A 13,017-nucleotide genomic window follows, 5' to 3' on the forward strand; every position below is an offset into this window, starting at 1 on the left:
AGGGGTTACACTACGCCCTGGGTGCGCAGGTAATCCTCGTAGGTGCCGCCGAAGTCGCGGATACCATCTTCGCTCAACTCCAGAATGCGGGTCGCCAGAGAGGAGACGAATTCGCGGTCGTGGGAGACGAAGATCAGGGTGCCCTTGTACATCTCGAGGGCCAGGTTCAAGGATTCGATAGATTCCATATCAAGGTGGTTGGTCGGCTCATCCATGATCAGGATGTTGGGGCGCTGCATCATCAGCTTGCCGAACAGCATGCGGCCCTGTTCACCACCGGAGAGCACCTTGACCGGCTTCTTGATGTCGTCCTGGGAGAAGAGCAGACGACCCAATACGGAGCGCACAGCCTGCTCGTCTTCGTTATCCTGTTTCCACTGGGCCATCCAGTCGAACACGTTGAGGTCGGTGTCGAAATCTTCGGCGTGATCCTGGGCGTAGTAACCGATCTGGGCGTTCTCGGACCACTTGATGGTACCGGTATCCGGTGCCAGATCCCCGACCAGCGTCTTGATCAGGGTCGATTTACCGATACCGTTGGTACCCAGAATGGCGACCTTCTCACCCACTTCCAGCATCATGTTGAGGCCCTTGAACAGGGGCGCCTCGCCATAACCTTTGGACAGGCCTTCGATCTCCAGAATGTTGCGGTAGAGCTTCTTCTCCTGCTCGAAGCGGATGAAGGGGTTCTGACGGCTGGAGACCTTCACTTCCTCAATTTTGATCTTGTCGATCTGCTTGAGGCGGGAGGTCGCCTGGCTGGACTTGGAGGCGTTGGCACTGAAACGGGAGACGAAGGATTGCAGATCGGCGATCTGGGCCTTCTTCTTGGCGTTGTCGGCCAGCAGACGCTCGCGCGCCTGAGTGGCGGCCAGCATGTAGTCATCGTAGTTGCCCGGGTAGACGCGCAGCTCGCCGTAGTCCAGATCCGCCATGTGGGTACAGACGGAGTTCAGGAAGTGACGGTCGTGAGAGATAATGATCATGGTGCTTTCACGTTCGTTGAGCACCTGCTCCAGCCAGCGAATGGTGTTGATATCCAGGTTGTTGGTCGGTTCGTCCAGCAGCAGGATGTCAGGGTTGGAGAACAGCGCCTGTGCCAGCAGCACCCGCAGTTTCCAGCCCGGGGCCACTTCGCTCATCGGGCCGTTGTGCTGCTCGATGGGAATACCGGCACCCAACAGCAGTTCACCTGCGCGGGACTCGGCGGTATAGCCGTCATACTCGGCGACCAGACCTTCCAGCTCGGCGGCCTTCATGTAGTCGTCGTCGGTCGCTTCGAGGTTGGCGTAGATGGCATCGCGCTCGGCGATGGCCGCCCACAGCTCGGTGTGACCCATCATGACCACGTCCAGTACGCGCATATCTTCGTAGGCGAACTGATCCTGACGCAGCTTACCGATGCGCTCGTTGACGTCCAGGCTCACATTACCGCCAGTGGGCTCCAGATCACCGCCGAGGATCTTCATAAAGGTGGACTTGCCACAGCCGTTGGCGCCGATAAGGCCATAGCGGTTGCCGCCGCCAAACTTGACGTTGATGTTCTCAAACAGCGGCTTGGCGCCGAACTGCATGGTGATGTTGTTGCTACTTAACAAGGTATGTGTCCCGATTGGTCTGTCAAATGGCGCGCATTATGGCACAGATCCCCCGAAAGTTTTAGCGAGAAGTGTGATCTTGATCGGGGCAAGCGGGGCGTGCAGCCGATTGATGGGCAATAAAAAAAGCCGGCATGAAGCCGGCTTTTGCGTGATGGCGGCCCGTTAGTGGGAAGTGGCGCCAGAGGCACCCAGCCCGGTTTGGGAGCGAACGAACTGCGGCAAGAACTTGGCATGTTCGTCGGCGGCGTTCTGGGAGCTGTCGGTGATGGAGAAGAACCAGATCCCGACGAAGGCCAACCCCATGGAGAAGAGGGCAGGGTATTCGTAGGGGAAGATGGCCTGGGCATGGCCCAGCACTTTCACCCACACGGTCGGGCCCAGGATCATCAGGGTCACTGCGCTCACCAGCCCCAGCCAGCCACCGTAGACTGCGCCACGGGTGGTCAGGCGTGACCAGAACATGGAGAGGAACAGCACCGGGAAGTTGCAGCTGGCGGCGATGGAGAAGGCCAGACCCACCATGAAGGCGATGTTCTGCTTCTCGAACAGGATCCCCAGACCAATGGCAACCACGCCCAGCACCAGAGTCGTCATCTTGGAGACGCGCAGTTCATCGGTCTCGTTGGCCTTGCCCTTCTTCAACACGCTGGCATAGAGGTCATGGGAGACCGCAGAGGCACCGGCCAGGGTCAATCCGGCAACTACCGCCAGAATGGTGGCAAATGCCACGGCGGAGATGAAGCCGAGGAACAGGCTGCCACCGACCGCATTGGCCAGATGGACTGCCGCCATGTTGGTGCCGCCCAGCAGGGCGCCGGTGGCGTCCTTGAAGGCCGGGTTGGTGCTCACCAGCAAGATGGCGCCAAAGCCGATGATGAAGGTGAGGATGTAGAAGTAGCCGATAAAGCCGGTGGCGTAGAACACCGATTTACGCGCCTCTTTGGCATCGCTCACGGTGAAGAAACGCATCAGGATATGGGGCAGACCGGCGGTACCGAACATCAATGCCAGACCGAGCGAGATGGCGGAGATGGGGTCAGCAACCAGGCCACCCGGGCTCATGATGGCGATCCCTTTCTCGTGCACCTTGACCGCTTCGCTAAACAGGGCACCGATATCGAAGTTGACCGATTTCATGACCATGATGGCCATGAAGCTGGCACCGGAGAGCAGCATCACTGCCTTAATGATCTGCACCCAGGTAGTGGCCAGCATGCCGCCAAACAGCACGTAGAGCACCATCAGGATACCGACCAGCACCACGGCCACATGGTATTGCAGGCCAAACAGCAGCTCGATCAGTTTGCCGGCACCGACCATCTGGGCGATCAGGTAGAGGGCGACCACCACCAGCGAACCACAGGCGGAGAGGGTACGCACTTCAGTCTGCTTGAGACGATAGGAGGCGACATCGGCAAAGGTATATTTGCCGAGGTTGCGCAGCCGCTCGGCGATCAGGAACAGAATGATGGGCCAGCCCACCAGAAAACCGATGGAGTAAATCAGGCCATCGTAGCCGGAGGTGTAGACCAGCGCGGAGATCCCGAGGAAGGAGGCGGCGGACATATAGTCACCGGCGATGGCCAGACCGTTCTGGAAGCCGGTGATACGGCCACCGGCCGCATAGTAGTCGGAAGCCGAGCGGTTGCGCTTGGAGGCCCAATAGGTGATGAACAGGGTGGCGGCCACAAAGACCACGAACATCACGATGGCCGATACATTGAGGGGTTGGCGTTGTACCTCGCCGGTCAGCGCATCCGCTGCCAGCAGGGGGGAGGAGGCCAGTGAGGCCAACAGCAGCCACTTGCCTTTCATGCTTTTTGCGCTCATGACTGCACTCCCTTGAGGATCTTCTGATTCAGCTCGTCAAACTCGCCGTTGGCCCGAAACACATAGATGCCGGTCAACACGAAGGAGGAGAGGATCAGTCCCACCCCGACCGGAATGCCACGGGTGACGGTGGTGCTGTCGCTGAGCGGGGTGCCGAGCCAACCGGGGGCAAAGGCGATGAGCAGAATAAACGCCAGGTAGAGTCCCAGCATCAGAGCCGAGAGGGCCCAGGCAAAACGCTGGCGTTTGGCGACCAGCTCCTGGAAGTTGGGATCTTGCTGGATCCTCAGATAGCTTTGCTGTTCCATTGCAGTTCTCCATGACATGAGTGTCAGCGGTGGATGGGGTAACCCCGACGAGCAGGCAATCTGCTCATGTAAGCAAAATGTGAATTAAATGTTATTTGTCGACAATTAGACTTTGGGATAAGTGAGCGGCGAGCCGCAGGTCAGGCGCAGATAGATGAGCGCGGCCGTGGTGGCATCGGCAAGGGCATCGTGGGCGGGCAGGGATGGCAGTTCAAGGTGGCTGCAGATGGCACTCAAATGGAGGTCAATAGCCGCATCGGGATAGCGGCGATAGAGGTGGTCGTGATAGAGCTGGCTCACCTCGATCACTCGCTGGGGCAGGGTCAATCCCCACAATTTCTGGCAGGCGAGATTGAGAATACGCAGATCGTAGGCGATGTGATAGCCCACCAGTTCACGGGGACCGATAAAGTGAAGCAGCAGGCGCAGCGCGGCTTCCAGCTCCATCCCCTGTTGCAGATCCTGATGGCGCAGACCGTGGATCACCACAGATTGACTGGTCAGGCTGGCCGGTGGCTGTACCTTGATGGCGAGGGCCTCGCCGGTCAGCAGCCGGTTGCCCTGAATGCGCACCGCCCCGATGGAGACGATCTCGGCCAGCTCGGGATCGAGACTGGTGGTCTCGAAATCGAGGGCGATCCGTTCATCTTCGGGTGGGGTGGCAAAGAGTGGCGCGAACTCGCCCGTTCGGAACGCGCGGCCATACCAGTAGCGTCGAACACGGCTCAACATGGCTATTGTCTCAGACGAAAGTGCAAGGTGAGCCACTGCTGGAACTTCTTCACCTGATGCAGCGCCTGACGCAACAGATCCCGCTCGCTGTGGCTAAGCTCGCTTGTCTGCACCCGACTATTGCCCCCCTTGAGCTGGCTGCGCAGCCTCAGCCGGATAAAGAGCCGGAACGCCTCTGCGAGATTGCTGCCATAGTCGGTACTGAGCCGATCGGCGGCCACCAGCGCGTCGATGCGTCCCAGAGTCGAGGTCTCCAGAATGCCTGCCTCAAGGGCCAGCATGCGGATACCGTGCACCAGCGGGAACAGGCCGCCCCGCTTCAGATCCAGCCCTTCCGGTGGCTGCTCCAGCCTGCCAAACAGGGTGAGCGGGGCATGGAAGGCCACCGCCGGTCGCACCATCTCCGCCAGCAGATCCCGCCTGTCCGCCAACTGCTCGCGCAGCGCTCTGGCAACCGGTAGATTGAGCTGTCGATCCCCCGCGATGGGGTGAGCATCGGCCAGGGTGGCGAGCCAGAGCAGCTCATCCTCCTTTGCCGTAGTACAGGCGCTGGCAATGGCGCTTTGCCACTCGCTGCCCGTTTTCACCCAGGCCGGATTGTTCACCATCACCTGCCCGGGGCACAGCGGGTAGCCGAGTCGCTCCAGCAGGGCGCTGAATTCGGCCAGATCGGCTGCCTGGGTGTGCCATGCCAGCCCCTCTGGCAGGATCAGGGCATTATCCTGATCGGTTTTGAGGATCTGCTCGCCGCGCCCCTCCGAGCCCAGCATCAGCAGGCAAACCTTATCCTGCACCTCGGGGGGGATCACCAGCGCAAAGGCTTTGGCGATCAGCTGCTCGTTGATGGTGGCGATGAGCTTCATCAAAAAGGCGGTGTGGATCCCCTGGGCAAACAGCGAGCGGGTCAATTGCTGCTGCTCGCGGGCGACCGCCTCCAGTGCCGGCAGGCTGTCGGCGCGGGCGATACGCAACGTCAACACGTGGGAGTGGGTCGAGAAGAGCCCCAGCACCTGAGTCAGTTGCAGGATCCCCGCCACCTCGTTGCCACGCCACACCACCAGTCGCTTGATGCGATGGCGGGTCATCAGCAGCAGGGCATCAAACAGATAGCTCTCCAGCGGCAGACCAATCAGCGGGGTAGGGGTCAGCACCGAGAGGGGCGCCGTCAGCGGCAATCCCTTTAGGGTCAGGGCGTGGAGCAAGGTCTTGCGGGTTGCCAGCGTGAGGGAGCCATCGTGGGCGGGGTAGAGCAGGCAATCGGTCCCCTTGCTCACCATGGCTTCGGTCGCCGCCAGCAGTGACAGCTTGCTGTCGACGATAAGCGGTGCCTGCAGGTGGCCGGGTTCGATGCGGGTCAGGATAAATTCCGCCAGATTCTTCTGACCCAGCTGTTCGCGCTGCTCCTGCTGGCGCTGACGCTCGGCCAGATTGGCGGTGAAGTAGCTGGCAAACTGCGAGTCCTGCTCACAGAGCGCCAGAAAAGTGTGGCGAGGAATGAGCTGGCAGAGGCTATCTTCCAGCGCGGTGAAGCGGTGGCGGCAGCGGCCGTCAAACTGGGCGCGCACGTCGAACAGATCATCGACCCCGTAATCACCAAACTGGTGGTGAGGGGCAGATTCTTCCACCGCCCCCTTGATGATGAGATAGAGGCCGGGAGGCTCGTCCCCCTCCTTGAGCAGCAGATCCCCGGCCCGAAAATAGCAGAGCGAGAGGTGACGGGAGAGCCGCTCGCGCGCCTCCTCATCCAGTCTGTCGAACGGTGGTCTGGCAAAATTGAACAGGGTTGACATGACAGCGTCCTCTGCTGGCTTGCGGCACTCATGCAGCTCCCAGTGTGACAAAGGGAGGGGGAGGCGACCAGCCGACTTTAGTCTCAGCTGTACCGCCTGTTCACACTCTGATAACGTGGTGGTATGACCAGTGAGTCAGTTTCAGGGATCAAGGAGAGGACAAGGGAGATGGAAAAACCAAGAATCAAGTGCGAGATCCACGACGGGATTGCCGAAGTGATGCTGACGCGGGGTGACAAACTCAATGCGCTGGACCGCGCCATGTTCAGCGCCATCGATGAGACATTGACGCAACTCGCTCAGCATAAGGGATTGCGGGCGGTGATCCTGCATGGCGAGGGGCGAGCCTTCTGCGCCGGGCTGGATGTGAAATCCATGCTGAGACAGCCGGTGGCGGCGCTCGATATCCTCAAGCGTGAAGCGGACGAGGCGACCAATCTGGCCCAACGGGTTGCTTATGGTTGGCACCAGCTGCCTGTGCCGGTGATTGCGGTGACCCAGGGAGTCTGTTTTGGCGGTGGCTTGCAGATTGCGCTCGGGGCCGATTTTCGCTTCAGCACCCCCGATTGCCGCTTCTCGGTGATGGAGATCAAGTGGGGGATCATCCCCGACATGAGTGGCAGCGTCACCATGCGCAATCTGATGGGAGTGGATACCGCTATGGAGCTGGCCATGAGTGGGCGCGAACTGGATGCCGTCGAGGCCAAATCCCTCGGGATGGTGAGCCGGGTCTGCGCCGATCCGCTGGTGGAGGCGCGGGAGTTTGCCCGCACCCTCATCACCAAATCGCCGGATGCACTGGCGGGGATCAAGCAGCTCTACAGCCAGGCTTGGGCCCGCAGCGATGAGGCGATGCTGAAGGAAGAGACTCGCTTGCAAAAGCAGATCCTGGGACGTCCCAATCAGTGGCGGGCCACCCTTAACAGCCTGTTTCGCTGGCGTCTGCCCTTCGGGCCGCGCCGCAATCCGCTCTGACTGCGAGCTGCACGAGCGATCTACGGTATGCCCGACTACTTGGGTGGCTTGCAGTCGGCGCTGCTTAACCAGGATGCCACCCTGTTTCGGCGCAAATACTTCCTCAACGGCGCCCACATGGGCTTCATCTTCTACGCCACCGACCCGAACATGGATGACGACACCGAGGAGGAGATGAAGGAGATGATTGCGAGCAGCAAGGGGGTGGGGAACTTCCGCTCCATGTTCGTGAACATCCCGGACGGCAAACCCGATGGCATCAAGTTGATCCCGGTGGGGGACATTGCCACCAAGGACGAGTTCGCGGCTATCAAGGGGATCACCGCCCAGGATGTACTGACCTCTCACCGCTTCCCGGCGGCGCTGGCCGGCATCATCCCAACTAATGGCGGGGGAGGGCTTGGGGATCCCGAGAAGTACGATGCCACCTATGCCCGCAACGAGGTGCTGCCGCTGTGCGAACTTATCCAGGATGCCATCAACAGCGCGGGACTCCCGTCTCCCTGCGGGTCGATTTTCGGGAGAATATCTGTTCAACTGTATAAACAAACAGTGCTTGCTGTGGCAAGATAGGCTATTGATTTGGATAGAAAAGGGGGCGTAATGCGGGTTTATTGCAAAGTGTGTGGCCAGCGGGGCCGCATTACCAAGACCAACCGACTGAGCGATGATGTCTCGGATCTCTACTGCCAGTGCACCGATGCCGAGTGTGGCCACAGCTGGGTGGCCACCTTGTCGTTCGCCCACACCCTAAGCCCCTCGGCCAAGACTACGAACCAGCTGGTACTGAGCCTGATGGGGTCGCTGACGCCAGAGGGGCGGCAGCTGGTACTGAAAGGATTGGGGGGGCAATAGCGCCCCCAGCCCTCCTCTTTTTCAAAGTGATGAGTTTTATTGCTTCAAGTACATCGGAAATTGCTAGTGTTGATAGCAAAAAATGATCTACTCGAATGCTACTTCGAACCTGAGGAGTCATCTTCCTTTGGCGATTCGGCCTTTTCTCTTGGGGAGGTGTCATCTTCCTTTGTTATTTCAGCTTCAGCTTTTGAAAAGGAGTTACCTTTCTCTGTTAGGCCCTGCTGGTTTATGTCATTGGTGACATCGTTTAACATTGATTGGTGTTGCGGATTTAATTTACTGAGCAATTCACCATATTGCTTCAACCCCTTGTTGATTGACAGGAAATTTATTAAGCTTTCAAATTCCCCAATAAAGCGATATGGTTCTATTTCTCTCCCACCATTTTCCATGAAATGCTCAAGTACACTGATATCACAATCTTGCGGTTGGATAATATCATTTACTATCAGGAATAAATGCAGCTTAACCCCTTCAAATGTTGGGTTATTTAAAACTGCAAAATTTAACTCATTGAAGTATGAAGTTAATATGCCTTTGACATTTTCATCTCCGATATTGTATAGCAATATAAGTAAGCCTTTTGAAAGATTATATTGGTTATCGAGAGAGGTTATTTTTAACTCTGCAATCAAACGATGTATTTTTGATGTATCCTTAAAAAGGAAGTTATGTTTTTCAGCCACCACATATAAATTTCTTGGTGTGTGGTACTCTAATGCAAGCCTGTCATAACCTGTAGCAGAACCGCGTGAGAATTTCAGTACAATAAGCTCAATGATACTTGTTATTTCACCTTCGTTGAATTGAGCTGAAAATAAATTGTGTTGCAAGCCTAAAAATGTATTCAATGCATCGTATATTTCAATTCCGTACGAGCTTGAGTTTATTATTTCTTTTATGGATTTCAGTATTAAGTCAATTTGAGCAGGTGTCAGTTTTATGTATGAAAATAGGTAAATCAAGTTGAATAAATAACTTTGAAAACTAGGTTTTTTGTTTTTTCTCGATGCATCTAACAAATTGCACAAGGTTTTTGATAAAAGGGTGTCAATGTGTTCATTTGATATTGATAATGTAATGTTATTGTCTTTTTTAAAGTATTTGCTGAGCAGTTCCCTAAGTTCTGAAGTTGAAAAGAATGCTATTAGTGAATATATTTCATGATGTTCCAAACGAATTATTTCACTTCTGGTTTGGCGAGAGAATGATGCTTTTACATATGACTTGTTTAAATCGCAGAATCCTGGGGTAAGATTAGCGGCGATACCATTCCCTAAGAAAAAATATAGTATGTTTTTGTGTGTGCATTGAGCTTTAAACTCAGTGTTAGAGAATGAAAAACCACCGCGCTCTCTAATTTCTTGTGCTTTTAATTCTTTATCTAAAGCTATGAAAGCCTTATACGATTCTGCTTTACAGTAGTTATCATCCAATGCCTCATAAAAAAAATACAACTCCTTTTGTATCTTGTATGGAAAGGATGAAAAATATTCGCTTACATCTTTAAATAATGAACTTATTACACTTTTTGTTGTAGGTATACTATCTTTTTTGCTGTCATCACTTAGGCTTTTTGGCATATAAAGCTGTATGTTTTTATAGTTTTTTGCAAATATTAATAACTGCGGGTATTTTTTTTGCCAAACAGCCAGTCGCAGAGCAGAGTCTGTGACTTGTAAACATTCACGATAGTCTCCATATTGAAGAAATAAAATTGCCTTATTAAGGTGGTTGTTTATTGGGTCATGAATTGATGGTGGTGATGGATACTCAAAATTAAAAATCTCATTAATTTCGCTATGAGTTTTTGAGGGGGAGAAATATGAAGTCTGAATATATCCAACGTTTGTGCCACCATTTCCTTCTGATAGGGAAATTCCAGATATTCCTGCACGTGATAAGATGTTAAATATCTCTGAAATTTTAAATTTTTCTTTATCGGAAATAACGTTTTTGTCAAGCGTTGCTAATTGGGAGGTAAATTCAAGGTATATTTTTCTTGAATCTTCATTGTAATCATGTGTAGCTGTTTTATCGTAGAATTGAAGTAATACCAAGTTAGGTCCATAAATGAAACCACAGTTGCCTAAGCATTTTAAAACGTGTGATTGAAGAATATGGTTTAGCTCTCCTAACCCATTCAGTTTGTTCAATATATAGTCTGTTGGTGTTTGTTTTTTGGACTCTCTATCATCACGATAATTAACTATACGTTCAAGAAATGAAGCAAGTCTATCTGAATAACTGCTTGTAGGGCCAAGGAAGTTGTCATCAAGGACAATGGTTGTAAGTCCATGGTTTTCAAGATACTTCATTTGATATTGATTTTTGGAGAATGTAACAAGATACATAGGTGGCCTTGCTTTAGTATTGTTTTTAAGCCACATAACTATTCTTTTTAAATCACTGTCATTATATGAATATCCAAGGAATAGTATCGAGTTGGTAGATAAAACCCCCTTTATGTAATTAGCAATAAGAGGGAAGTTATACTCATAATTTAAGTAGTCGTCCTCTTTAAATACTATGTTGTGATGTTCAAAGTCACCATGCATTTTTATCAGTTTATTTGGTAGTAGTGACTTTGTTAGGTCTTCATCGGAAACCACTTTGTCGTATAATCCAATGCTATTATAAACCTCCTTTTCAAGGAGATTGTCCCAATTGGTAGTTATAATGTGTTGTGGTTTTGCTTGAATAATTAAACGATGAACAATGGATGGTTCCATGACAATGTCGAAGTACGATTTTAGCTTTTCATAATATGTAAACTCGCCAAATTTCAAATAATATAACTGTGCGAGCTTTAAGTAATCGTTCTCGTCATCTGTACCAAGTGTTTCGCGAAACTCATTAATCAATTCAGCCCAGTCTGGAAATCTTTTTCCATTAGAGTCTGCTGTTTTGGATACACCAGCACCAACAAAAATACTTAATCTATGTTCTTCTTTTGCTCTGTAAATATTTTTAATAAAATCGGAGTGCATAAAACTACCTGATTGGATTTGGTTGATAACCGTGCAGTTGAAAAGCGAGATCACAGCACTTTTAATTTTCTCAAGTTGAAAATCGAGTTTACGAACTGATATTTAAGCATTTTTATGCCCTAATGGGTCCTTTGTCTACAAAAAGTTATGTTGCATGAGACTTATGTGGCAAAAATTCAGATTGGCTTGATCATACGGTAGCCACATGTGTTCCAACTTGGTGCTTCGAAGTAGGCGCATGCATAACGAAGACAGCCATTTTTGCACCAACACTTTCGATGTTTACAACATTGGTTGCGACAGTAAATTGGGCCAACGATGCTGCAGGAGGCTGGCAACCCGGTTATCTAGGTTGCAGTATTCTTCGCTGCTGACGCTCTGCTTGCTGTTCATGTTCATCCCCACTCGTCGCTGTAGTCGCCTTGTTCCTGCATCCACTCCGGGGTGTCCAGCCCCTCCAGCACCCGCCACATCTCTGACTGATAGGGCTGCGGCAGTATCTCGATCCAGCGATGCGTCTCGGCGTGGCCCTGTGCTCGGTAAACCTCGTTGCATAGCTCAACCAGCATCGGCCAGTCCTGATCGTCTTCCGGTACCGCGTACTCATCCGGCTGGTTATGTTCTATTGGCCATAAGCCCTCTGGCATCCAATCTGGTTCGCTGGGGAGCGAACGACTCGACTGCACCTGCCCGTTCTCCAGCCAGAGGGTGAAACCGTCCGCGGTGACGCTGGCGCCAGCCCGTAATCGGTCGATGGAAAAGGGCGATAACCCCCATTGTTCCTTCATGATCTGGTCTGCGAAGGCATCAGGATCTGGCCGCGTACAGTTATTGTCAGAGCTCCAAGGTGCCGGGCTGTCGCCCGTCTTAACCCCAACCCCCCTCGCTGCAGCCTCGGCGGCTTTCCTGGCTTCATGGGTGCCGGCGGGCACAATTTCCCACCCTTGCAGGCGGGTCTTGATGCCCAGGCGAGCGGAGGTAATGCCCATCAGGCGCTTGATGTCTTCGCCATAGCTGTTGGCCTGCTCCTCGATAAGGTGGGCCAGCTTGATAGGGTGTTCGGCGCGGGTAGCCAGTGCACCGCCCATGGCGTGCAGATAGCAGCGAAAGATGCCGTTATCTGCGGCAAAGCGGGCCGCCTCAAAGCGCGGATCTTGCAGCACGGGCTTGGGTGGGCCCACCAGATCTGCATGCTTCTTGGCATTGCTGATGCGGCGCAGCTCGCGCCATACACCGACCGGGGCGCCGCCAATCTGCTGGAAAGTACGAATGCCCCACCAACTGGCCCAGGCGACGGCATGCAGGGCGCCCTCATCGGCGGCGGTACCCGCCTCTTCGTCATCGTCCAGGTAGGCGCCGTCGATGTTCTTGGCAATGTATTTGGCGATATCGCCCGCGGCATCCCCCTTGGCCGGAGCAATCTCTTTCCAGTCAAAGCGGGGAGTAAAGTCGGTAAAGGGTGGGGCGCCCTTGATATCCCGTACCAGCTCTTCGTGGTCATCGGTCAGGGCATAGCGTTGCAGGATGCCGATCACCCGGTTGCGATCTTCCGGGCGCATAAATAGCAGCAGATGCCAGTGCGGGGTGCCGTCGTGGTGAGCCTCGCACACGCGAAATCCATAAACGGGGGCGTTCCATCGTTTGAGGGCGGCCACTTGATATTTCATCAGACGATGACATACGCCCACTTTGCACCGGATTATCTCAATGACGCTGTCCGCTTTAACCCGTTGGAAAACCATCTTAAACCAGCTTGATCTTCCTCGAGAATGGGCCGAAAAAAGAGTCCACATTTTGCCAATTTTGGTCTCTTTTCACGTCCCAAAGTGTCCCCTTGTGTGGCACTTAACTCCTTGGTTTGAATGTAACTTTTTGAAATTAAATAAATAAAAATGGCAGCCGAGGCTGCCATTTATTATTGATGTCTTATGTC

Annotated in this window: 8 protein-coding genes and 2 pseudogenes; 3 read left to right on the top strand and 7 right to left on the bottom strand. The window is 53.3% G+C overall.

Annotated elements, in window-relative coordinates:
• Positions 1–5 precede the first annotated feature (5 nt).
• The 5 genes from AB5Z02_RS10340 to AB5Z02_RS10360 form a co-directional block, all read right to left on the bottom strand.
• A complete protein-coding gene (locus AB5Z02_RS10340) occupies positions 6–1,598 on the bottom strand; it encodes an ABC-F family ATPase (protein ID WP_005336974.1) in 1,593 nt (530 codons plus the stop codon).
• A gap of 165 nt (positions 1,599–1,763) precedes the next feature.
• A complete protein-coding gene (locus AB5Z02_RS10345) occupies positions 1,764–3,416 on the bottom strand; it encodes a cation acetate symporter (protein ID WP_026035062.1) in 1,653 nt (550 codons plus the stop codon).
• Positions 3,417–3,427: 11 nt separating this feature from the next.
• Entirely contained in the window at positions 3,428–3,739 is a 312-nt protein-coding gene (locus tag AB5Z02_RS10350) for a DUF485 domain-containing protein (RefSeq protein ID WP_005336970.1), read from the bottom strand.
• Positions 3,740–3,844: 105 nt separating this feature from the next.
• Entirely contained in the window at positions 3,845–4,471 is a 627-nt protein-coding gene (locus AB5Z02_RS10355) for a 3'-5' exonuclease (protein WP_139429650.1), read from the bottom strand.
• 2 nt (positions 4,472–4,473) lie between these two features.
• Positions 4,474–6,261, bottom strand: coding sequence for a putative nucleotidyltransferase substrate binding domain-containing protein (locus tag AB5Z02_RS10360; RefSeq protein WP_368215944.1), 1,788 nt, complete (start codon positions 6,259–6,261; stop codon positions 4,474–4,476).
• A 168-nt stretch (positions 6,262–6,429) separates the two neighbouring features.
• On the opposite strand from AB5Z02_RS10360, the gene AB5Z02_RS10365 reads away from it, so the two are divergent.
• The 3 genes and pseudogenes from AB5Z02_RS10365 (at position 6,430) to AB5Z02_RS10375 (ending at position 8,091) form a co-directional block, all read left to right on the top strand.
• A complete protein-coding gene (locus tag AB5Z02_RS10365; protein ID WP_058057481.1) occupies positions 6,430–7,236 on the top strand; it encodes a crotonase/enoyl-CoA hydratase family protein in 807 nt (268 codons plus the stop codon).
• 18 nt (positions 7,237–7,254) lie between these two features.
• Positions 7,255–7,781: pseudogene (locus tag AB5Z02_RS10370) on the top strand (phage portal protein); the annotation flags it as partial.
• A gap of 58 nt (positions 7,782–7,839) precedes the next feature.
• On the top strand, positions 7,840–8,091 hold the full coding sequence (locus AB5Z02_RS10375; RefSeq protein WP_302245476.1) for an ogr/Delta-like zinc finger family protein: 252 nt from the start codon (positions 7,840–7,842) through the stop codon (positions 8,089–8,091).
• Positions 8,092–8,189: 98 nt separating this feature from the next.
• Here AB5Z02_RS10375 and AB5Z02_RS10380 read toward each other — a convergent pair whose 3' ends face one another.
• Both AB5Z02_RS10380 and AB5Z02_RS10385 read right to left on the bottom strand, forming a co-directional pair.
• Positions 8,190–11,084 carry an SIR2 family protein gene (locus tag AB5Z02_RS10380; protein WP_368215945.1) on the bottom strand — a complete coding sequence of 965 codons (2,895 nt, stop codon included), beginning with the start codon at positions 11,082–11,084 and terminating at the stop codon, positions 8,190–8,192.
• A 395-nt stretch (positions 11,085–11,479) separates the two neighbouring features.
• Positions 11,480–12,736 (bottom strand): annotated as a pseudogene (locus AB5Z02_RS10385) (replication endonuclease); the annotation flags it as partial.
• Positions 12,737–13,017: the final 281 nt, after the last annotated feature.

The organism is Aeromonas sp. R2-3 (assembly GCF_040908375.1).
GTDB lineage: Bacteria > Pseudomonadota > Gammaproteobacteria > Enterobacterales > Aeromonadaceae > Aeromonas > Aeromonas veronii.

What these genes read in the sequence shown, in the direction of transcription:
- AB5Z02_RS10345 (WP_026035062.1), bottom strand. Translation starts at nt 3,416, where the DNA reads ATGAAAGGCAAGTGGCTGCTGTTGGCCTCACTGGCCTCCTCCCCCCTG.
- AB5Z02_RS10350 (WP_005336970.1), bottom strand. Translation starts at nt 3,739, where the DNA reads ATGGAACAGCAAAGCTATCTGAGGATCCAGCAAGATCCCAACTTCCAG.
- AB5Z02_RS10355 (WP_139429650.1), bottom strand. Translation starts at nt 4,471, where the DNA reads ATGTTGAGCCGTGTTCGACGCTACTGGTATGGCCGCGCGTTCCGAACG.
- AB5Z02_RS10360 (WP_368215944.1), bottom strand. Translation starts at nt 6,261, where the DNA reads ATGTCAACCCTGTTCAATTTTGCCAGACCACCGTTCGACAGACTGGAT.
- AB5Z02_RS10365 (WP_058057481.1), top strand. Translation starts at nt 6,430, where the DNA reads ATGGAAAAACCAAGAATCAAGTGCGAGATCCACGACGGGATTGCCGAA.
- AB5Z02_RS10375 (WP_302245476.1), top strand. Translation starts at nt 7,840, where the DNA reads ATGCGGGTTTATTGCAAAGTGTGTGGCCAGCGGGGCCGCATTACCAAG.
- AB5Z02_RS10380 (WP_368215945.1), bottom strand. Translation starts at nt 11,084, where the DNA reads ATGCACTCCGATTTTATTAAAAATATTTACAGAGCAAAAGAAGAACAT.